Origin of the sequence: Candidatus Poriferisodalis multihospitum (genome assembly GCF_028283155.1) — a bacterium.
Taxonomy (GTDB): domain Bacteria; phylum Actinomycetota; class Acidimicrobiia; order Acidimicrobiales; family Poriferisodalaceae; genus Poriferisodalis; species Poriferisodalis multihospitum.
In genome coordinates, this window is sequence record NZ_JAPYOK010000094.1 from 59,953 (window position 1) to 80,296 (window position 20,344).

Annotated in this window: 16 protein-coding genes; 5 read left to right on the forward strand and 11 right to left on the reverse strand. The window is 67.5% G+C overall.

Annotated elements, in window-relative coordinates; translation table 11 throughout:
- Nucleotides 1–12: 12 nt before the first annotated feature.
- The 4 genes from VI480_RS09890 to VI480_RS09905 all read right to left on the reverse strand — a co-directional run bounded on the left by VI480_RS09890 (nucleotide 13) and on the right by VI480_RS09905 (nucleotide 4,163).
- Complete coding sequence (locus VI480_RS09890; protein WP_323672668.1) at nucleotides 13–789, reverse strand: enoyl-CoA hydratase/isomerase family protein; 777 nt, start codon at nucleotides 787–789, stop codon at nucleotides 13–15.
- 107 nt (nucleotides 790–896) lie between these two features.
- A complete protein-coding gene (locus VI480_RS09895; RefSeq protein ID WP_323672669.1) occupies nucleotides 897–2,063 on the reverse strand; it encodes a diaminopropionate ammonia-lyase in 1,167 nt (388 codons plus the stop codon).
- Nucleotides 2,064–2,088: 25 nt separating this feature from the next.
- Nucleotides 2,089–3,138 (reverse strand): amidohydrolase family protein, encoded by a 1,050-nt coding sequence (locus VI480_RS09900; RefSeq protein ID WP_323672670.1) that lies wholly within the window; start codon nucleotides 3,136–3,138, stop codon nucleotides 2,089–2,091.
- An 89-nt stretch (nucleotides 3,139–3,227) separates the two neighbouring features.
- Nucleotides 3,228–4,163: an LLM class flavin-dependent oxidoreductase gene (locus tag VI480_RS09905; protein ID WP_323672671.1), complete on the reverse strand. Its 936-nt coding sequence runs from the start codon at nucleotides 4,161–4,163 to the stop codon at nucleotides 3,228–3,230.
- Between the two features lie 169 nt (nucleotides 4,164–4,332).
- On the opposite strand from VI480_RS09905, the gene VI480_RS09910 reads away from it, so the two are divergent.
- From VI480_RS09910 to VI480_RS09920, 3 genes are all read left to right on the forward strand, one after another.
- On the forward strand, nucleotides 4,333–5,856 hold the full coding sequence (locus VI480_RS09910; protein ID WP_323672672.1) for a 3-hydroxyacyl-CoA dehydrogenase NAD-binding domain-containing protein: 1,524 nt from the start codon (nucleotides 4,333–4,335) through the stop codon (nucleotides 5,854–5,856).
- A gap of 66 nt (nucleotides 5,857–5,922) precedes the next feature.
- Nucleotides 5,923–7,098 carry an acyl-CoA dehydrogenase family protein gene (locus VI480_RS09915; protein WP_323672673.1) on the forward strand — a complete coding sequence of 392 codons (1,176 nt, stop codon included), beginning with the start codon at nucleotides 5,923–5,925 and terminating at the stop codon, nucleotides 7,096–7,098.
- A 43-nt stretch (nucleotides 7,099–7,141) separates the two neighbouring features.
- A complete protein-coding gene (locus tag VI480_RS09920; protein ID WP_323672674.1) occupies nucleotides 7,142–9,277 on the forward strand; it encodes an acetate--CoA ligase family protein in 2,136 nt (711 codons plus the stop codon).
- Here the strand turns inward: VI480_RS09920 and VI480_RS09925 are convergent, their stop codons facing one another.
- The 4 genes from VI480_RS09925 to VI480_RS09940 form a co-directional block, all read right to left on the reverse strand.
- Nucleotides 9,278–11,869: a molybdopterin cofactor-binding domain-containing protein gene (locus VI480_RS09925; RefSeq protein WP_323672675.1), complete on the reverse strand. Its 2,592-nt coding sequence runs from the start codon at nucleotides 11,867–11,869 to the stop codon at nucleotides 9,278–9,280. It abuts the gene before it with no gap.
- A 94-nt stretch (nucleotides 11,870–11,963) separates the two neighbouring features.
- The gene (locus VI480_RS09930; protein ID WP_323672676.1) at nucleotides 11,964–12,890 is read right to left on the reverse strand and encodes an N-carbamoyl-D-amino-acid hydrolase; all 927 of its coding nucleotides are present in this window, start codon (nucleotides 12,888–12,890) and stop codon (nucleotides 11,964–11,966) included.
- Nucleotides 12,887–14,191 carry a Zn-dependent hydrolase gene (locus VI480_RS09935; RefSeq protein ID WP_323672677.1) on the reverse strand — a complete coding sequence of 435 codons (1,305 nt, stop codon included), beginning with the start codon at nucleotides 14,189–14,191 and terminating at the stop codon, nucleotides 12,887–12,889. The genes VI480_RS09930 and VI480_RS09935 overlap by 4 nt, the downstream gene beginning before the upstream one ends.
- A 47-nt stretch (nucleotides 14,192–14,238) precedes the next feature.
- On the reverse strand, nucleotides 14,239–15,810 hold the full coding sequence (locus VI480_RS09940) for a pyridoxal-phosphate dependent enzyme (RefSeq protein ID WP_323672678.1): 1,572 nt from the start codon (nucleotides 15,808–15,810) through the stop codon (nucleotides 14,239–14,241).
- Nucleotides 15,811–15,894: 84 nt separating this feature from the next.
- Between VI480_RS09940 and VI480_RS09945 the strand changes: the two genes are divergently transcribed.
- The gene (locus VI480_RS09945; protein ID WP_323672679.1) at nucleotides 15,895–16,890 is read left to right on the forward strand and encodes an LLM class flavin-dependent oxidoreductase; all 996 of its coding nucleotides are present in this window, start codon (nucleotides 15,895–15,897) and stop codon (nucleotides 16,888–16,890) included.
- A 13-nt stretch (nucleotides 16,891–16,903) separates the two neighbouring features.
- Here VI480_RS09945 and VI480_RS09950 read toward each other — a convergent pair whose 3' ends face one another.
- The 3 genes from VI480_RS09950 to VI480_RS09960 are packed head-to-tail and all read right to left on the reverse strand — an operon-like array spanning nucleotide 16,904 to nucleotide 19,352.
- Nucleotides 16,904–17,959 (reverse strand): phosphotransferase family protein, encoded by a 1,056-nt coding sequence (locus VI480_RS09950; RefSeq protein ID WP_323672680.1) that lies wholly within the window; start codon nucleotides 17,957–17,959, stop codon nucleotides 16,904–16,906.
- Nucleotides 17,956–18,384, reverse strand: a complete 429-nt coding sequence (locus VI480_RS09955) for a hypothetical protein (protein WP_323672681.1) — start codon at nucleotides 18,382–18,384, stop codon at nucleotides 17,956–17,958. Before VI480_RS09955 ends, VI480_RS09950 begins: the two co-directional genes overlap by 4 nt.
- A complete protein-coding gene (locus VI480_RS09960; protein WP_323672682.1) occupies nucleotides 18,381–19,352 on the reverse strand; it encodes a hypothetical protein in 972 nt (323 codons plus the stop codon). Before VI480_RS09960 ends, VI480_RS09955 begins: the two co-directional genes overlap by 4 nt.
- Before the next feature lie 93 nt (nucleotides 19,353–19,445).
- On the opposite strand from VI480_RS09960, the gene VI480_RS09965 reads away from it, so the two are divergent.
- Nucleotides 19,446–20,318, forward strand: a complete 873-nt coding sequence (locus VI480_RS09965; RefSeq protein ID WP_323672683.1) for a phytanoyl-CoA dioxygenase family protein — start codon at nucleotides 19,446–19,448, stop codon at nucleotides 20,316–20,318.
- Nucleotides 20,319–20,344 lie beyond the last annotated feature (26 nt).

Genomic DNA, 20,344 nt, shown 5'->3' on the forward strand with positions numbered 1-20,344 from the left:
CGCCGTGAACCGCTAGTCGAACTTGGGCGGGCGCTTCTCCACGAATGCCCGCTGGGCCTCCCGGGCGTCGCTGCTGTGGAACGTCTCGCCTTCCAGGCTCAGCGACAGCGGCAGGATCTGTGCGGACATCTGCCGGATCCAGTTGTTGATCGGCACCTTCGAGGCGCTGACGGCCTTCTGCGGGCCGGCGGCGAGCTGGTCTGCTTTCTCGACTGCAGTGTCAAGAATCGCGTCATCGTCCACCAGGAAGTTGACGAGCCCCATGTCGTAGAGCATCTCGCCGGTGACCCGCTCGCCGGTCATGAGATGCCACTTGGCCCGGTTGACGCCCATCAGCAGCGGCCAGATCACCTGGCCGCCGTCGCCCGCGCCGATGCCCATGTTGACGTGCGTGTCGGCAAACACCGAGCTGTGCCCCGCCACGACAACATCGCACAGCAGGGCGATGTTGGCACCGAGTCCCATGGCATAGCCCTGCACGGCCGAGATGATCGGCTTGCGCAGCTCGAGCAGGTGATCGACGATCTGGCGCCCCTCTTCGAAGCTGACGGCCGGGCCGCCCGTGTCGCTGAAGTCGCCACCTGCACAGAACGCGCGGCCCGAACCGGCCAGCACCACAACCTTCACGTCGTCGTCGGTCTGGGCGTCGCGGGTGAATGTCGCCATTTCGTGATGCATCTGCCCGTTGACGGCATTGAGCCGTTCGGGCCGGTTCAGCGTGACTACGGCAACGCCGTTGTCGCGCTTGTCGATGAGCATTGCCTGGTAGTTCGCTTGGTCCAGCGGCATGACAAGCCTCCCCGTGTCTGCAGTCAGTGCTGGAGGCTCAACGTACTGCGGTAAAACGGTGCCCGACTGTCCTCATCGTGCAGCGGTGAGACTGTGTCCGATTGTCCTCACCGTGCAGCGGTGAGGACTCGACCCACTTGGGTGTGGGGCCGGCCGACGATTCGCTCGTAGTTCGCCGGGTCGGTGGCACCCTCGGTGACCATGATCAGCACGGTGGCGCTCGCCGGGTCCTCCAGCGCCGCTGAGCCCTCCTCATCGGCCAGGAGCGCCCGCACTCCGGCCAGCGAGGCGCTTCCGGTCTCGCCGGCGACCACTTGGGCGTCGGCCAAGTCCCCCATTGCCGCGCCTGCAGCGTCACTGCTCACCGAGACGCACCACTCGACACCGCTCGCCATCATCGGCCACGCCAGCGGCGACGGCACCCCGCAGTTGAGGCCGACCATGATCGACCGATGCGGGCCGGGAGTCTCGGTGATCACGCCGTTGATGGTGGACAGCTGGACGCAGTTGGCGTCGTCAGGCTCCACCGATACCAGCACCGGACGGTGAGCGCCGCTGCGGAAGTGAGTGACCGCAGCGGCCATGAATGCCCCGACACCGACGGGCACTGCGACCAGATCGGGCGGTGCGATTCCGTTGGCGGCCAGCGCATCGTCGACTTCGGCGAAGATCGTCGTGTAGCCCTCCGCGACATTGGCGGGGATGGTCTCGTAGCCGGGCCACGAGGTGTCGGACACGACGAGACAGCGATCGCCGGCCATCTCGGCACTCTGTTCGATGGCGTCGTCGTACGTGCCGTCCACGACGGTCACGGCCGCGCTCTCGCCCTCGATGGCGGCGATCCGAGCCTCCGATGTGCCGTCCGGCACCAGGATGTGCGCGTCGAATCCCAGCAGGCGCGCCATGAACGCGACCGCCCGGCCGTGGTTGCCGTCAGTTGCCGCGGCCAGGGTCATGGGCCTCAATTGGGCCAAGCTGGCCGCCAGCTCATTGATGTTCGCCCACGGCGGCGGCTCGCCGCCGATGTGCTCGCAGATGGCGCGGTACGACGCCCACGATGCGCCCAAGATCTTGAACGACGGCAGGCCCATGCGCTGCGTCTCGGCTTTCACCAGCACCCGCCCCACGCCGAGACTGTCGGCCAGCCGGGGAGCATCGACGACCAGCGTTGGTGCATACGCAGGCAGCCGGCGGTGAAACGCCATCACCTCCGGCGGCACTGCCGGCCAGTTGCGTCCGTCGAACAGCGGGTTCCGGTTGACCAGAGCACCCATTGCTGACCTCCCTCAGTCCAGAGACTCAGTCGAGTTCGTCGAGTGCGGCGAAGAGCCGCTGCGCCTGCTCGACTGCCTTGGCCCGCACCTCAGCGGGATCGACACGCGTCGCCGTGCCCCCTGCCAGCACCTGCTCGCCATCGATCGTGACGTCGAGCGGGTGCACCCCGGGCGTGTAGGCGAGATGCCACGGGTCGGCGCTGGGATAGGACCAGCACACGGTGTCGTTGCGGGCTCCGGGCATCAGCTCCCAGCCTTGGGCGAGCCATTCCCACGGCGGGTCCGGCGAGGCGGTGACGTCGTGTTCGCGCAGCCGGGCGTAGGCCACCCGGAATTCGTCGAGCATGTCTGAGCCGATGCCGTCGGTGCCCAGCGCGATCGGGTTTGTGGCGGCGAAGCGCATGGGATCGGCATAGCCGACCGCGTTGTTCATGTTGGAACGAGGGTTGTGCACGATGGTGCCGTCGAGCCCGTGATCGTCCTGCAGATGCACGCCATGGATGAGCAGCCAGCGCTCGTCAGTCAGGCCGGCCAGTCTCGCTGCCGCGTCGGCGTCGGGCGGCCCTTCGGCCACGTGAATGTGCACGCCCACGTTGTGCTGGCGGGCAAGGTCGGCCGCCGCCGCCAGCGTGTCATCGGTGCAGGTGAAAGCTGCGTGCACGCCGACGTATCCGAGCCCGCCCGCGGCGAGGTAGCGGTTGTTCTCGGCCAGTCCTCGTCTGGCGCCGTCAGCGCCGTGGCGGTCGGTGACGCCATAGCAGCAGCTGACCCGCACGCCGACCTCGGCGCAGGCCGAGGCGATCACATCCAGCGAACCCTCGATGGCGTTCGGCGACTCGTGATGATCCACGATCGCGGAGCAGCCTGATTCCAGCGCTTCGAGGGCGCCCAGCTTCGCCGACCACTCCAGCATCTCGAGATCGAGTGCCCGGTCGAGGCGCCACCAGACCAGCTCGAGGATCTCGGCGAAGCCGCCAGGCGTGCGCGGCGGGGCCGGCATGCCCCTGGCCAGCGCCGAGTAGAGGTGGTGATGCGAGCACACCAGTCCCGGCGTCGTCGCACCCCCCTCGGTCACGGCTGCGAGCGTAACCCCAGCCCCAGTGCCGATTGAGCAGATTCCGCTGAGTCCGAAAGAAGCCTCTCAGGCCGAAGAGCGTGGTTCCGCTACTGACGGAGTTCGGGGAGCAGTTCGACGAGGCGGTCGAGCTGGGTGTCCACGTCTGGCGAGGCCAACCGGATGCAGATGTGCTCGCAGCCAGTGTCGATGTAGCTCTGCAGCCATGCGGCGACCTCGGCAGGAGTGCCCGAGTACGTGCCCATCACGCGCCGCAGCACCTCAATCTCTACGCCGTAATAGAGCTTCGAGTGCTCGGCCACCTCGGCGGCTGCGGTTTCCGGCTCGCCGATGTTGACCGTCAGGTACGCCGCGGCAGTGATCGAGGCCGGGTCGCGGCCTGCGTCAGCAGCATGTGCTCGCACGATGGCGAGCTGCTCAGCGAATGCGTCTAGCGAGGGGGCGGTCGGGAACCAGCCGTCGAAGTGCTGGCCTGCACGCTCAAGCCCGCGCGGGCCTGAGCCTCCCAGCCACAGACGCGGCCCGCCCTCGGTTGCACACACCGGCTGCAGCTGCTGTTGGGTGAGTGTGCCTTCGGCGCGCCAGAGCTCACGGGCATGATGGACCACTTCCATCATGCGGGTGCCTCGCCGGTGGTAATCGGCGCCGACCAGATCGAAGTCGGCGTTGACCTCTGCCCCGGGTGGACCTGCGCCGACGCCCAGGATGAGCCTGCCGCCCGACAGCGCATCCACGGTGGCGGCCTGCTGGGCGAGCTGAGCCGCGTTGCGCATCGAGGCCAGCAGCACCGCCGTGCCGACATCGACGCGCTCGGTGGCCGTCGCTACGCCCGCCAGCACCGAGAGCGGCTCCGCTCTCGGCTTGGCAAGCAAGGAATCGCCGATCCACACGGCGTCGAAGCCAAGCTCTTCCGCTCGCACGGCCCAATGGACAAGTCGGCGGGGATCGCCGTCGTGCGGCGGATACATCGCCAGCTCTCGCGAGGGCAGCAGCAGTCCGAAGGTGACTGATCCGGGTGATGTCATGGCGAGAACTCTGCCACCTCGCGCCACGTGCAGCCTCGGCCACACGCAGGGACCCCCAACGGGCCTGCACAAGAAACAGGGTGACTCGCCAGGGCACGCAACCTAGTTTTGGGGGTGGTTGGGGGAGGGCGCTGCAGTGGGGAAGAACTGTCGACGAACCATCGGGCTCGTGGGCACGGGCGTCATCGGCGCCGGCTGGGCGGTGCGCGTCTTGGCACGGGGCCATGACGTGGTGGCGTGGGATCCGGGTGAAGGTGCTGAGACGCGACTGCGATCGGCCATCGAGCGGGCATGGCCATCGGCGGCTGATCTGGGACTGTTCCCCGATGCCGATCCTGACAGCCTGCGCTGGGCCTCGAGCGCGCAGGAGGTGGCCGCCTCAGCCGATTTTGTGCAAGAGAGCGCCCCAGAGGTCGAATCGTTGAAGCGGTCGTTGCTGGCCGAAGTGGACGCTGCGGCTGATCCCAGCACGCCGATCGCAAGCAGCTCGTCGGGGCTTCTGCCCAGCAAGCTGGCGGAGCCGCTCGCTCATCCCGAGCGGCTCGTGATCGGCCACCCGTTCAACCCCGTGTACCTGCTGCCGCTGGTCGAGGTAGTGCGGGGCGAGGCCACCAGCGACGAGACACTGGCCGCGGCATTGGAGCACTACGACGATCTGGTGATGCACCCGCTGGTTGTGCGCGAGGAGATAGAGGGCTACCTCTCTGACCGCCTCCAAGAAGCTCTGTGGCGCGAGAATCTGCACTTGGTGAACGACGGCGTCGCCACTACTGCGGAGCTCGACGACGCCATCGTCTACGGCCCAGGTCTGCGCTGGGCAGCCATGGGCACAAATCTCACGTTCCACCTCGCCGGAGGAGACGGTGGCATGCGCCACATGCTGCGCCAATTCGGCCCGGCACTGGCGCTGCCGTGGACACGGCTGGAGGCTCCCGAGCTGACTCCCGAGCTGATCGAGGCCATGGCCGCCGGCTGCGAGGACCAAGCTGGCCCACGGTCGATCGCCGAACTCGAACGGCTGCGCGACGACAGCCTGCTGGCAGTGATGAGGGCGCTTCGGCCCAGCGGCTTGGGTGCAGGCCGTCTGATGGCGGAGCGGGAGGCTCGCATTCTGGTAGCCGCGAATGCACAGCATCGACAGTGGTCGCCGAGCAGCAAAGTGGCTGCTCCCTTAGACCTGTACTCGACCGTCGTGATGCCCGATTGGGTGGACTACAACGGCCACATGACCGAGTGGGCGTTCCTGACCGCCTTCGGTTGGGCGGCTGATGCCCTGTTCCGCTACATCGGGATCGACGAGGCCTACCGCGCCGCCGGCCACTCGTACTACACAGTCGAAACCCACCTGACTCACCTGCGCGAAGCGTCGGTAGGCGAGCCGCTGCGGATCACCACCCAAGTGCTGGGCAGCGACGCCAAGCGCCTGCACATCTTCCACGCGATGTACAGGTGCGACGGGCATCGGCACGACCACGACGAACACCAGCACCACGAGCACGACCACAGCGAGCGTCAACACGACGAGATGCTGTGCGTCGGTGAGCAGATGCTGGTTCATGTCGACACGGCCGCCGGGCGCAGTGCTCCGTTGGCAGAGGGCCCAGCAGCGGCGGTTGCGGCCATCACCGCAGCACACGCATCGATGCCGACGCCGCCGCAGGCCGGCAGCCGCATGGCACTGCTTCCGACGTAGCACTGCACTGACCACCCCGCCAACACGCTTACCCGCAGCGCCACAACAGCCAGGACAGCAACACCTATGGATTTCTCGATCGACGACACCCAGCAGATGGTGGTCGACACCGTGCGCACCTTCACCATGCGCGAACTCGTGCCGTATGAGGACGAGGTGGAACGCTCCGGTCAGGTTCCGCCCGACCTGGTGGAGCAGATACGGAACAGGGCCGTCGATGCTGGCCTCTACGCCGCCAACATGCCCGTCGAGCTCGGCGGCGGGGGGCTCGACGACTTGACGCTGACCATGGCCGAGCGGGCTTTCGGCTGGACGTCCTACGCCCTGCAGTACATCGTGGCCCGCCCCTCCAACATTTTGCGGGCATGCACCGGTGATCAGATCTCGGAATACCTCGTGCCCACCGTGCGAGGCGAACGGGTGGAGTGCTTGGCCATGAGCGAGCCCGACGCGGGTTCCGACCTACGCGGCATGACCTGCCGGGTCGAGCGCGACGGAGACGAATTCGTGGTGAACGGCACCAAGCACTTCATCAGCCACGCTGACCTGGCCGACTATGTGATCCTGTTCGCGACCACGGGCATCGATGCCCCAGACGCGAAAACCCCAGGCCGCAGTCCGCGCAAGCTGATCTCGGCTCTGCTGGTGGACTTCGACACCCCCGGCGTCGAACGGGTGCCTGGCTACAACTGCGTGTCAAACCGGGGCTACCACAACCTCATCCTCAACTTTGACAACGCCCGAGTGCCGACGAGCAAGCTGCTCGGCGAGGAACATCGAGGCTTCGACGTTGCCAATGAGTGGCTCGGAAGCACCCGCCTGCAGGTGGCCGCCGTGTGTCTGGGACGCGCCGACCGGGCACTGTCGGTGGCGCTCGACTGGGCTGCCACGCGTGAGCAGTTCGGTCAACGGATCGGGCGATTCCAAGGTGTGTCGTTCAAGCTGGCCGACATGCGCCTCCGCCTCGCCCAAGCCGAGATGATGACCTACCGGGCCGCGTGGCTCTCCGAGCGGTCCGAGATGACCGACGCCGACGCCGCCATGGCCAAGCTGTCGGCAACTGAGATGCTGCAGTTCGTGTCGGATGAGGCCATACAGATCCTCGGCGGCATGGGGCTGATGGACGAGCTGCCGTTGGAGCGAATCTGGCGCGACGCCCGGGTCGATCGCATCTGGGACGGCACCAGCGAGATCCAGCGCCACATCGTGTCTCGTGACATGCTGCGGCCCCTCGGCTGCTGAACCGCCATGACACAGGTCACGGCAGCGACATGACCGGGACGGCATGACTGGTCGTTTGGATCGGCTGTTGCGGCCACGGTCGCTGGCATTCGTCGGAGGCGTCGCCGCCGAACGGTCGATTGACGCCTGCCGGGCATTCGGTTTCGCAGGCGAGATGTGGGGGGTCAACCCTCGCCGCACCCTGAGCGACCTGCCCACGGTCGCCTCGGTCGCCGAGCTGCCCGAAGGCATCGACGCCGCTTTCGTCGGCGTCGACCACGACGCCACGATCGACACCGTGCGCCAGCTCTCCGAGGCCGGCGTGGGCGTCGCCGTCTGTCACGCCTCGGGGTTTGCCGAGGTCGGCGCGGCCGGCAAGGTCCGCCAAGTCGAGTTGGTCGAAGCAGCGGGCGCGATGGCCGTGCTGGGCCCCAACTGCAATGGATTGCTCTCAGCGCCCACCGGTGCCGCCCTGTGGCCGGACGCCCACGGCTTGGTTCGTCGCCCCCGAGGGGTGGCGCTGCTGAGCCAGAGCGGGAACATCGCCATGAATCTGACCATGAGTCGACGCGGTCTCGACGTGGCCTGGGTCATCAGCCTGGGAAACCAAGCCGACGTGGGGATCTCAGAAGCGTTCGAGGCAGTGGTCGTCGACGAGGCCACAACCGGCGTGGGCCTGTGCATGGAAGGGCTGAACGACGTCGAGCGCTTTGTCGAGGCGGCGGCAGTGGCTCGCCGACGACGCCTTCCGGTGGTGGCCGTGAAGGTCGGCGCCTCGCCGTCATCGGGTGCGATCGCGGTCACCCACACCGCCTCGTTGGTGGGCGACGACGCTGCCTACGAAGCGCTGTTTCGGAAGATGGGCATTCACCGTGTCCATGCCATCGACGAATTGGTCGACACTCTGGCCACCCTGTCCGCCATCGGCCCCCTGCGGGGCAACCGGATGGTGTCATTGAGCTGCTCGGGCGGCGAGGCGGCGCTGGTGGCCGACCGCAGCCAAGGGCGCAACCTGAGCGTCCCGCAGTTCGCACCCGACCACGCCGCCCGCGTGGCATCTGCGCTGGATGGCCGTGTGGCGATCACCAATCCGCTCGACTATCACACGTACATCTGGGGCGATCTGGACAGGCTGAGTCGCTGTTTCGCATCTGTTCTGGGCGCCGACGCGACAACCCCCGGCACGACAGCCCATGGGGGAACTCACACCGACACGGCAGGCGGTGGATCTGGCGAGGCACCGTTCGACGCCGCCATGCTGGTGCTGGACTTCCCCGCCGAGGGGCTGGATCGCTCGCGCTGGTGGCCGACGATGCAGGCGTTCGCCACGGCCTGCGCCAACGGCGACACCCCCGGCGTCGTGGCGGCGTCGCTGGCGGAGAACCTGCCCGACGAGGCCCGCTCCCAAGCCGCCGAATGGGGGCTGGCTGCCTGCGGCGACATCGACAACGCGCTGTCTGCGTTGGAGGCGGCCGCCGCATGGGGGCGGCATCTCGACGACACAGAACCCGAGGCGGGCCTGTTGGTGGTGCAGGCTCGTGAGGCTCCCCTCGGCACATCGGTCCTGCCAGAGCACGAGGCAAAGCCGAGGCTGGCGGCGGCGGGCATCGAGGTGCCGATGGGTCGGCTGGTCGAGCCTCAGCAGGCCGCGGCTGCCGCGGATGAGATCGGCTACCCAGTCGCCGTCAAGGCCGTCGGTGCAGCACACAAGAGCGATGCCGGTGGCGTCGCGGTCGGCCTCACCGATGCCGACTCGGTTGCCGCAGCTGCTGGGCGGATCGCCGCCTCCGTCGGGGCGCCAGCCGCCGTCGGCGTCAGAGCGGTGATGGTGGAGTTGTGCATCACCGACGTGGTGGCCGAGCTGTTGGTCAGCGTGCGCTCATCACCGCCGGTGGGAATGGTGCTGACGGTGGGTGCCGGCGGCACGCTGACCGAGGTGCTTGACGACACAGCTTCCCTGCTGCTGCCTGCGGGGGGCGACACCCTTGAAGCGCTTCGCGATCTGCGGCTGTGGCCTGTCCTCGCCGGCTACCGGGGTCGTCCGGCTGGGGCCGTCGATGCCGTGGTCAACACGGTCAAGCTGCTGGAAACGCTGGTGCGGGACGATGACCGCATCATCGAAGTCGAAGTCAACCCGCTGCTCGTCACCCCGCATACGGCGGTGGCAGCCGATGCCCTGATGGTGCTCGCAAATGACTGATCAGACCCAGGCGTCGGCTCGCTCGCGGTTGGACGGGTTGCGCATCGGCAGCTCGTTGTGCCAGACGCCCTCGTGCTCGCGCAGCGCAGCCGCCACCGCGCCGGCCGTCGGCACGAGGCCGATCTCACCGACACCCTTGATGCCGTAGGGAGCACCGGGCTGCGGCGACTCCACCAGGATCACATCTACATCGGGCATGTCCTTGGGCCGGATGATCGCGAGGCTCCGCAGCGTGGAATTGAGCGGTCGCCCGTCGGCGTCGGCAGGAAAGCCCTCGCTGAGCGCGTAGCCGAGGCCCATGTGCACGCTGCCCTCGATCTGGCCCTCGCACAGCACCGGGTTCACTGCTCGGCCGACGTCGTGGGCGGCGATGACTCGCTCCACATCGCCGGAGTCGGGGTCGAGGATGACGACCTGGGCGGCGTAGCCGAAGGTCGAATGGATGACCGGGTGCTCCAAGCCTTCCGACAGCGAGTTGGTCCAGTCCACCCGGTACTCGCCCTCGTAATCCTTCTCTGGCCGGCAGCCGTCGGCGAGCGCAGCGCGGCAGGCATCCGCCACCGCACCTGCGCCCATCAGCGTTCCCCGGCTGCCAGTGGTCTGTCCGGCGCCGAGCTCGCGTGTGGAATCCACGATCACTCGCACCGCTTCGGGGTCGACACCGAGCTCCTCCACGGCGACCTGCAGCGCGACCGTGTGCACGCCCTGGCCCATCTCGGTCCAGCAGTGACGCACCTCGACGGTGCCGTCGTCACAGAAGCGCACGATGGCCTTGGCGATCTCCTTGAAGCCGTTCCCGAGGCCGGAGTTCTTCAACCCCAGACCGATCCCGACCGGCTTGCCGGCGGCGCGGGCCGCCTCGTAGGGCTCGCGCACAGCATCGAGGCACGCCTGGGCACCCAGACAGCCGTCGTCCATGATCTGGCCCGGCCCCCACACTCCCCCGGGCACCACCACATTGCGCTCGCGCATCTCGAACCCGCTGATGCCCACCGCTTCGGCCAGCCGGTCCATCACGCCTTCCATGGCGAACTGTGCCTGATTGGCACCGAACCCCCGGAACGCGCCGCAAACCGGATTGTTGGTGCGCACCGCGACCGACTCGACATCCACCGCCGGCACCAGATACGGCCCGGTGGCGTGACCCGCCGAGCGTTCCAGGACCTTCATGCCCACCGAGGCGTAGGGACCTGAATCGCCGAACATGCGGGCCCGCACGGCGGTGAGCTTCCCGTCGGCGTCGCAGCCGACCTCGTAGGTCATGCGAATGGGGTGCCGCTTGGGATGCATGAGCAGCGACTCCTCACGCGACAGCGTGATCCGCACCGGGCGACCCGTCAGCCATGCGGCCAGCGCCGCGTGGGCCTGGTTCGACATGTCCTCCTTGCCGCCGAAGGCACCGCCGTTGGACACCAGCTCGGTGGTAACCACCGACGGATCCAGCGCCAGCACGGCCGCTATGTCGTTGCGGTCGTCCCAGATTCCCTGGCCGCCGGTGTACACGTGCAGCCCGGCGGCGACCCCGTTGGCCGGCGTGGGCACCGCAAGCGTCGACTCGGGCTCGAGATAGGCGTGCTCGATGCGCTGGGTCTGGAACGTCTCAGTCACGACATGCGCGGAGGCGGCCAGCGCAACGTCGACATCGCCGCGGGAGTAGGTGGAGCGAGACAGGATGTTGCCGTCGAGCTCCCAGACGGCGTCGATGTCGCTGTCCTTCACGCGCACCGGATCGGTCATGGGTTCGAGGATGTCGTAGGACACCTCGATCAGCTCTGCAGCACGTCGAGCAGCAGGGCGGTTGTCGGCTACGACGATGGCGAGCACGTCGCCTAGGTAGGACGTGCGCCCGCCGACTGGGATCATCACCGGCCAGTCCTTGTGGATGAGGCCCACCCTCAGCACGCCGGGGATATCGGCAGCAGTGAAAACGGCCTGCACTCCGGGCTCGGCCTCCGCAGCGCTCGTGTCGATCGCGAGCACGTCGGCACGAGCGTGATCGGCGAAGCGCAGCGCGCCGTGCAGCATGCCGTCGGGATACATGTCGTCGATGTACGGGCGGCTGCCCAGCGTGAGCTCGCGGGCCTCGTAGCGCACACCGGAGCTGCCGACGCCCTTGGGCGGCAGCGCCACCGGCACCTCCCCTGCCGCCAGCGATTCCACCGCGTCGAGAATCTTGGTGTAGCCGGTGCAGCGGCACAGGTGGCCGCCCAGGTGGCGGCTGGCTTCCTCCCGGGTCAGCGCCGAGCCCTTGCGGTCCAGCAGCGCCTTCAGCCGCACCACGATGCCGGGGGTGCAGAACCCGCATTGCAACGCGCCGTAGGCGGCGAACGTGTTCGCCATCGCGTCCACTTCGGCCTCGTCGAAGCCTTCGACGGTGGTGATCTCGGTGCCGGCTGAGCGCTCCAGGCTGGTCTGGCAGGCCACCCGGGCCTTGCCGTCCACCAGCACCGTGCAGCAGCCGCACTGGCCCGACGGGGCGCAGCCGTCCTTGGGCGAGATGATCCCCAGCTCATCTCGCAATGCCGCCAGCAGGTGCTCGTGATCGCTCGCGACGGTGACCGGCGTGCCGTTCAGCACGAACTCGGTGGTCATTGGAATCCTCGTCTCCGGGACCTCGTTGTCCCTTCCCCGCAGGCCATTGTCGCACCACCGCGGGTCAACTCACACCACCGGCTCTTCGTACTGGTTAGGGCGGCGGGATGACGCCCTTCTGCTGGCCGATCAGCTGGTAGGTCTCGGGCCGGCGATAGCGGCCGAAGTCAAACAACGTGTCCTTGTACTGCGAGCACCAGTCCAGGTCGCACTGGGCGGTGATCAGCTCATCGCCATCGGTCACGGCCTGGGCCACGATCTGGCCTGACGGCGCGATGACCGCCGAGTGCGCCAGCGACTCCACGCCCTCCTCGGTGCCCCCTTTGGCAACCCCGATCACCCAGGTGCCGTTCTGATAGGCGCCCGCCTGCATGACGAGGTGATTGTGGAATGCCTGCAGCGGATCCTGGACGGGATCTGGCGCATAGTGCAGCGGCGTGTTGTAGCCGATGAAAATCATCTCGACGCCCTGCAGGCCCATGACGCGGTAGGTCTCGGGCCAACGCCGGTCGTTGCACAGCGCGATGCCCATGACGCCGCCGAACGCTCGCCACACGCTGAACCCTTCGGTGGATTCCTCGAAGTAGCGGCGCTCGAGGTGCTGGAACGGCCGCTGCGGCTCGTGCTCTTCGTGGCCGGGTATGTGCACCTTGCGGTACTTGGCGACGAGGCTGCCGCTGCGATCGACGAGGATGGCCGTGTTGTAACGGTGCCCATCGGGCGTCAGCTCGGCGTACCCCAGGTGGAAGCCGATGCCGAGCCGTTTGGCCTCGTCGAACAGCGGCTGCGTCTGCGCCGACGGCATCTCGGTCTCGAAGTACGACAGCAGCTCGGGCGAGTCGTCGGGGAAGTACCAGCGCGGGAAGAAGGTGGTGAGCGCCAGTTCCGGGAACACCACCACCTCGCATCCCCGCTCTGCCCCCTGGTGCAGCAACGCGATCAGCCGCTCGACGACCTTGGCGCGGGTCTCGTAGCGGGCGATGGGCCCGAGCTGTGCGGCACCGACCGTGAGCGGCCTCATGCGGCCGTCCCGTTGCCGGCAGCATCTCGGCCGCCGGCGATGTCGCTGTCGATCTCGCCGCTGGCGAGGCGCCAGACGACATCGGCCAGCAGGTTCGCCCCCGCCTCGATGTCTTCGGGCGATGTGTACTCGGCCGGGTTGTGGCTGACCCCGTCGAAGCTGGGCACGAAGATCATCGCCGTCGGGCACACGCGGGCCAGCATCTGGGCGTCGTGGCCCGCGCCGGACGGCATCCGGCGATGGCTGAGGCCCGCTTCCGCGGCGCAGCGTTCGACCAGATCGATGACTGCTGGATGGAACTCGACCGGCTCGAAGCGTGCGGTGCGCCGCATGGCAGCGTCGAGGTGCTCGCCCTCGGCGATGCGGCTGACGATCTCGTCGAGGCGGGCCTCCGCATGCTGCAGCATCGGTTCGGAGGTGTTGCGCAAGTCGACCGTCATCACCGCCGAGCCGGCGATGACATTGACGAGGTTCGGCACCAGCGAGATGGAGCCGACCGTGCCGACCTGCGAATCGCCGATGTTGTGCGCCAGCTCGCGCACCTCGCCGGCGATGCGGCACGCGGCAAGCCCGGCGTCGCGCCGCAGCGGCATCGGCGTGGTGCCGGCATGGTTGGACTGGCCGCTCAGCGTGACCTCGGTCCACGAGATGCCCTGGACGCCTTCCACGACACCGATCTGCGTCTCGTGGAACTCCAGCACCGGGCCCTGCTCGATGTGCAGCTCCATGTAGGCGTAGGGCACCGTTCCGGGCACCGGGGCGGGGCCGCGATAGCCGATGCGATCTAGCTCGTCGCCCACAGCGATGCCGTCGCGGTCGGTGATCTCCAGCGCTTCCTCGAGCGCCATGCCTCCGACGTAGGCGAGGCTGCCCAGCATGTCGGGCGCGAACCTGCTGCCTTCCTCGTCGGTGAAATAGGCCACCGACAGGGGTCGAGCGGGCACGCGGCCGCTCGCCAGCACTGACTCGATCACTTCGAGCCCTGCGAGCACGCCGAGGTTGCCGTCGTAGCGGCCGCCGGTGGCCACCGTGTCGATGTGGCTGCCCATCATGACCGAGTCAGCAACTCGCCCCGGTTCCGTACACGCCACGACGTTGCCGAGTCCGTCGACGGAGACATCGAGCCCCAGATCCGCCATCCACGTGCCGACCAAGTCTCGCCCGTCCCGGTCCTCGTCGGTGAGCGCGAGGCGGCAGTTGCCCTGCGTGCCCTCGATGGCACCGATCTGCGCCAGCTCGTCGAGGCGCCCCATCAAGCGCTCGCCGTCGATGCGCGGTGCGCCCCCTCCCGATCCGCTCATTGGCTCATTCTCTCATCGCACGATGCTGTACCCGCATCACGGCCCGTCTACACGAAGGTGGCGGCGACTTCGTCGTTGAGTTCGTTGATCATGTCGTCCCAGAGCCGGGGCAGCCCTCTCAGCGATTCCCAGAATGCCTGGTCGCGGCGTGTCTCGAAGTCGTCCAGGGGGATGCCCTGCTGCTCGACCCAGGTGTAGTAGCCGAGGTTGAAGATCCGGTCGCGACCCCGGTCTGACAGCACCTCGATGTAGGGGGCATCGTCGCTGTGGGCTTCGGGTGCCAGGTGGCGGTCGATGACGGCCCGGGCGGCCCCGGCGTCGAAGCTGCCTCCATGGCGTTCTGCAAGGTGGCGTTCCCGCTCGGAGAAGTACATCTCGAAACCGTCGGTCGCCACTGTCATGACCACGTCGTCGGGCCCGAGACCCAGCTCGTTGGCCGCACGGGCTGCGGCAAGGGAGTTGCAGATCGATGAGTAGCCGAAATGCCCGAGGTCGTCGAGCACCCACGACGCTGCGCCGAGGTGCTCGCGCAGGGCGTCGCGGCCTGCCTCGGTGTTGAACACCAGCCCGAGCCCGTCGGTTGCCTGGTCGCTGACACCGACGATCACATCGGTGTTCATGACGTTGTGAATGAGTGGGATGTGCTTATCGCCGATGCCCTGGATGTTGTGCTCGCCGTAGCCGTTGTAGAGCATGGTCGGGCACTCAAGTGCCTCGACCGCCACGATCTGGGCGCCGTGGGCGTCCTTGAGCCGGTCGCCGGCGCCGAGCGTGCCCGCTGAACCGCTGGCTGCCACGAACGCAGCCAGATCCGGCTCGGATCCGGTGGGCGCCCCTTGGCGCAGGTGTTCGAATACCGCCAGGAGCGCGGCGCCGGTGACCTCGTAGTGCCCGATGTGGTTCGAGAACTCGCTGAACTGGTTCAGGATGAAGTTCTCTGGATCCAGCTCTAGCTCCGCGCACGCGTCGTAGATCTCCTTGACGTTGCTCTCCGAACCAGGGGTGCGGATCACATCGGCAGGGTCGGCGATCCAGCGCTCGAGCCACTCGAAACGCTCGCGGCTCATGTTCTCGGGCAGTACGGCCACCCCGCGGCACGCCATGATCCGGCTGATCGCCACGCCGCCACGGGCGTAGTTGCCGGTGGACGGCCACACCGCCCGGTGCCGGGTGGGATCGAATTGGCCCGAGACCACCCGCGGCGCGAGGCAGGAATACGCAGCCAGCACCTTGTGCGCACCGATCATGGGGAACCGGTTCCCGAAGAGCACCACCACCTTCGCCGGCGTGCCGGTCAGCTCGCTCGGAAGCACCACGTGTTCGGGCACGTCAGTCCGCCCGCCCGCGCCGTCGTTGAACCAGTGCACCCGGAACAGATTCAGCGGATCGGCGAAATCGGGATCGACGTCAGCGAGCGCTGTGTCGATGTCAGGGTCGATAAGCGTCGGATCGGCCAGCTCGGCGAAGGTCGGCAGCCGGATGCCCTGCTCCCGGAATCGCTCCACCACATGTGCCCGGCCACGCGGGTCGATGACCTCTGTGGCGAGCTGGGCGCTGTAGCCGGCGGGAAATGCCCCGGCAGCACCAGGGGCCCGTTTGGACGCAGTGTGGTTGGCCATACCGAACCGAGGCTATGTTCCGCGAGCGGCGCACTGATGCGCGCGGGGGCGACGCCGGCAAAGCGCACGGGAGGACGTGAACCGATGACAACACCACGAAATGCGCTGTACTTGCAGGACGCTCACACCATCACCGAGGCGATGGGCTTCACTGAGTACGCGGAGGAACGCGGCTTCGAGGCCGTCTGGCAAGCCGACTCACGGCTCGTGCGCGAGGCCAGCGTTCCCATGGCCGCCTTCGCGGCCACGACATCGCGCATCAAGGTGGGTGCAGGCGTCATCGATATCTGGTCCCGCAACCCGGCTCGCCTGGCGTCGATGTTCTCGACGCTCGACGACCTCGCTCCGGGTCGCATCATCTGCGGGCTGGGCGCCTGGTGGGATCCGTTGGCGGCCAAGGTCGGCATCAGCCGCGCCCGGCCGCTCGGTGCGATGCGCGAGGTCACGACGGTGGTGCGGGCGTTGCTGGCCAACGAGAACGTGACGTTCCACGGCGACCACGTCGACCTCGACGATGTGGAACTCGACTACGTGTACCAGGAGCGGCGGCCGAAAGACGTGCCGATCTACATCGGCGCCACTGGCATGAAGATGATGGAACTCACCGGCGAGATCGCCGACGGTGTCGTGCTCAACTACCTGGTCTCGCCCGACTACAACAGCCGGGCCATGGATGCACTGGAGCGGGGCGCTGCATCGGCAGGACGCAGCGTGGACGATCTCGATCGGCCCCAGCTCGTGGTGTGTTCGGTGCATGAAGACCGTGCGACCGCACTCGACATGGCCCGCAACATGGTCACCCAATACCTGGGCCAGCAGCCCCACATCATGAAAGCGTCTGGCGTGCCCGATTCCCTGCTCGAAGAGGTCGGCAAAGTGCTCACTTGGCCGGCCACCGCCGAGCAGGTCGAAGCGGCATCCCGCCTGGTGCCAGACGACATCGTGCAGATGCTCACTGCATCGGGCACGCCCGCCGAGGCCCGCGAAGCGGTCGAGGGCTACCTGGCCACCGGCGCCACCTGCCCGATCCTGTACCCGCTGGGCGACGTGCACGCCATGATCGACGCATTCGCCGCCTGAACCCTGGACCCGTCTAGTAGCCGAGTTCCGTTGCAGCGCGTTCGAGTGCCACGGTGACCGACCAGTGGGTGCGAGCCAGTCGCAGGTCACTGCTGGAACCGTCGGCATACAGCCCGGCGGCGCTCATCCAGAACGCAGCGGAGCGCATGGCGTACAGGAGTTGGTAGTAGGCGCAGCGCTCTTCGTCGATTTCGATGCCGGTGGCCGCCTGGTACCGCTCGAAGAACTGCTCCCGTGGCACCACGTTGGAGAGCAAGTCGGTGCCCTCTCGGTTGAGCTCGGTGAGCACGTAGGCCACGTCGTACATCGGGTCGCCGATGACCTGCAGTTCCCAATCGAGGACCGCCGACACCCGATCTTCGCGGATCAGGACATTCCCGGTGCGGTAGGCGCCGTGCACGAGCGTGAGCTGCCCGGTGACCGGCGCGTGATGGCGCAGCCAGCCGATCAGGTCGGCGAGGATCGGATGGCCCGGATGGCCTGACTCGTCGATGAGCGCCTCCCACTTGGCGATCTCGCGCAACGCGAAATCGCTGCTTCCCGACGGCACGCCCAGAAAGTCGAGACCCGCCGCCCGCCAGTCCACGTTGTGCACGGCAGCAAGCGCATCGGTGAAGCTGGCAGGCAGCACACCCCGCTCGGCCGCCGCGGCGTAGTACTCGCGACCAGCGCTGCGCCACGGACTCGGGCATTCGCCGGGTACCCGTTCCATCACGATGGCGGGGGCGCCGAGGACCGCAGGGTCAGGCTCGTACCAGAACGCACGCGGCGCTGGCACATCCGTCGCTTCAAGACACTTCAGCACCCGAAACTGCTCACCCAGATCAGATTCCTGCCGGAGCAGGGCGTTGCCCGGGTCGCGTCGCAGGCAGAGCGCCTGGCGCTGCTCGTCGGCGCCGTCGAACCACACGGCCTCGAACAGCCAGGTCTCGTGTGACCATCCCACGGCGATGCGCTCCATGTCACCGATGGCAACAGGTCCGGAGACTTCCAGCCGGTCGGCGAGGTAGTCGCTGAGAACACCCGCCAGCTGGGCGTCAGCGGGAAACGCGGCATCGGTCGCGCTCACCCGGCGATCTCCATGCGACGGTCGATATCGCGGCGTAGCACTCGGCGGATCGCGTCGAGCGCTGCGACGGCGACCGGACCGTCAGGACCCCAGCGATACAGGGCCTCTACCAGGGAGCTCAACGACATCACGCTCAGGTCGCCCCGCAAATGTGCCAGCGAGGCGCGGACATCATCAGGAACCGCCGGCGACGACGTCTGCTCGCCTCCGATTAGCTCATCCAAGACCGAAATCAGCGGCGCTATGTCGGTGGTTTCCGCGGCCCGGTGCCGCTCTCCCAGCGCGGCCTCGCGTGCAAGTCGCTCCAGGATCACGCCAGCCATGTGGGTCTGTGTGCGCTGGTATTCGTCGTCGACAGCTGGCGCTATCTCGCGCCGCATCTGGCCGGCGAGGCGGTCCAGCAGCTCATGGACCTCAAAGCTCACTTGCGACTGCCCGACGCCCGGTCGCCGCTGCGCTTGGCTGCAGCGAAGCGATGCGTAGGCCACATGTCCTGATCCTCGCCCCACCACTCGCCTGCTCCGTCGACGTCCCATCTGATCAAGCTGTTGATGTCGATGAAGCTGTGGCGGTTGATGATGATCCGGCTCACTGGGCTGCCGGTCGCCACGAAGCGCTCGCCGGCGGCGTCGATGGCATCGATGCAAATCTCGGAAATCCAGCCGTCGGGGCTCCGGCGGACAGTGCGCTCACCGTCGACGAGGCTCGCCTGCGCATCGCCGTGCTGCACGAACCCATACGCGACACGATCGACCCCGTCTCGGGCGTCGGTGACCGCCAGGAATCCCGAGCCGTCGTCGCCGGCGCCGGTGACGTATGCCGCCTGACGGGGACGGTCCTCGGGTCGTCGACCCCACGTGCGATCGCGCATCGACCAGCAGTCAATGTCGATGTCCTCGCCGTTGAGCTGGATGTGGCCGGTGACCCGTCCGATCTGATCGAAGTGCGCCGAGTGGCCGAATGTCGAGCCTCCCGCCGTCAGCGGCCGCGGCGCCAGCACGGCCTCGAAACGCAGATCGGCGCTGAAGCGTCCAGGGTCGTCGTAGGCGAGCCGGTACGCCATCGTCGGAATCTCGACCTTGACGCTGACGCCATTCGGCAGCGTCTCATCGCGAAGGTCGAGCTCGGGCGGCAGGCGCAGCGCCGTGAGATTGGAGCTGTACGGCACCTCCCAGGGCAGGTGTGCGCTGTCGTCCCACACCCAGGCCCCGCCCGAGATCGTGCCGATGTTGTGGCGAGCGAGCGTGTAGAGCCAGCCTCCGAGCCGCCGCTCGCGGTGATGGAACGAATACCAGGCCGTCTCGGTGAACCACCAATCGTCGCCTCGCAGATGGGCGTGAAAACCGTCGTCTGCGGGAGTGAAGACCGGGATGCTGCCGGGTGGCTGGCTCACGGGCCGAAGCGTAGAACGACCAGCCGGGGCAGGACCGTGTGCGCGGCCAACGCCGGACCTGTATGTGACTTCGGCAGCGCGTACTGTTGCGGCATGGCTGAGCTTGCGCGTTTCAACCTGGACACACCGGACGAGGAGATCGTGGAGGTCGTGCGAATCGACGGCGGCGCGATCATCGAGGACGCCATCGATGTCGACATGCTGAACCGGCTCGAGGCCGAGCTGCGGCCGTGGATCGACCGCACCCCGGGCGGGCTCGACAACTTCTCCGGTCACAACACGACCCGCACCGGCGCGCTGGTCGCACGCTCGCCCGCATGCCGTGAGTTGGTGATGCACCCGAAGGTCATGGACATGGCCAACCGGTTCCTCAGCCCCTATACCAACAAGATCCAGCTGCACCTCACGCAGGTCATCAACATCAAGCCCGGCCAGGGAACTCAGCCGTTGCACCGCGACCGGGACGCATGGGGCGGCTATGTCCCCAGAGAGATCGACCCGCAGTTCAACACGATGTGGGCACTCAGCGACTTCACACCCGAGAACGGCGGCACCCGCATCGTTCCGGGTAGCCCCGGATGGGATCCCGAGCGCAGGGCCGACGACGACGAGAAGACCCAGGCCGCCATGGGCGCCGGATCGGTGCTGCTGTACTCGGGCTCGGTGATCCACGGCGGGGGCGAGAACCGCAGCGATGCCGAACGTACCGGCATCAACATCACCTACACGCTCGGCTGGCTGCGCACCGAGGAAAACCAGTTCCTCTCGTGCCCGCCGAGCATCGCCAAAGACCTCGATCCCGATCTGGCAGACCTGATGGGCTACTCGATGGGCAACTATGCGCTCGGCTACTACTCCGACCCCGACGGCATGCCCGGACCGGTTGACCTGCTCACCCCGGAGATCGTGCTCGGCCGCAAGCCGACCTCGAAGCACGACAACTCCTCATTGCTCGTCGGCGACTGAGTCGCCCTGCACCGGCTCAGCCAACG

Coding starts and splice junctions, on each gene's coding strand:
- VI480_RS09890 (WP_323672668.1), bottom strand. CDS start 789: ATGCCGCTGGACCAAGCGAACTACCAGGCAATGCTCATCGACAAGCGC.
- VI480_RS09895 (WP_323672669.1), bottom strand. CDS start 2,063: ATGGGTGCTCTGGTCAACCGGAACCCGCTGTTCGACGGACGCAACTGG.
- VI480_RS09905 (WP_323672671.1), bottom strand. CDS start 4,163: ATGACATCACCCGGATCAGTCACCTTCGGACTGCTGCTGCCCTCGCGA.
- VI480_RS09915 (WP_323672673.1), top strand. CDS start 5,923: ATGGATTTCTCGATCGACGACACCCAGCAGATGGTGGTCGACACCGTG.
- VI480_RS09920 (WP_323672674.1), top strand. CDS start 7,142: ATGACTGGTCGTTTGGATCGGCTGTTGCGGCCACGGTCGCTGGCATTC.
- VI480_RS09925 (WP_323672675.1), bottom strand. CDS start 11,869: ATGACCACCGAGTTCGTGCTGAACGGCACGCCGGTCACCGTCGCGAGC.
- VI480_RS09930 (WP_323672676.1), bottom strand. CDS start 12,890: ATGAGGCCGCTCACGGTCGGTGCCGCACAGCTCGGGCCCATCGCCCGC.
- VI480_RS09935 (WP_323672677.1), bottom strand. CDS start 14,191: ATGAGCGGATCGGGAGGGGGCGCACCGCGCATCGACGGCGAGCGCTTG.
- VI480_RS09940 (WP_323672678.1), bottom strand. CDS start 15,810: ATGGCCAACCACACTGCGTCCAAACGGGCCCCTGGTGCTGCCGGGGCA.
- VI480_RS09945 (WP_323672679.1), top strand. CDS start 15,895: ATGACAACACCACGAAATGCGCTGTACTTGCAGGACGCTCACACCATC.
- VI480_RS09965 (WP_323672683.1), top strand. CDS start 19,446: ATGGCTGAGCTTGCGCGTTTCAACCTGGACACACCGGACGAGGAGATC.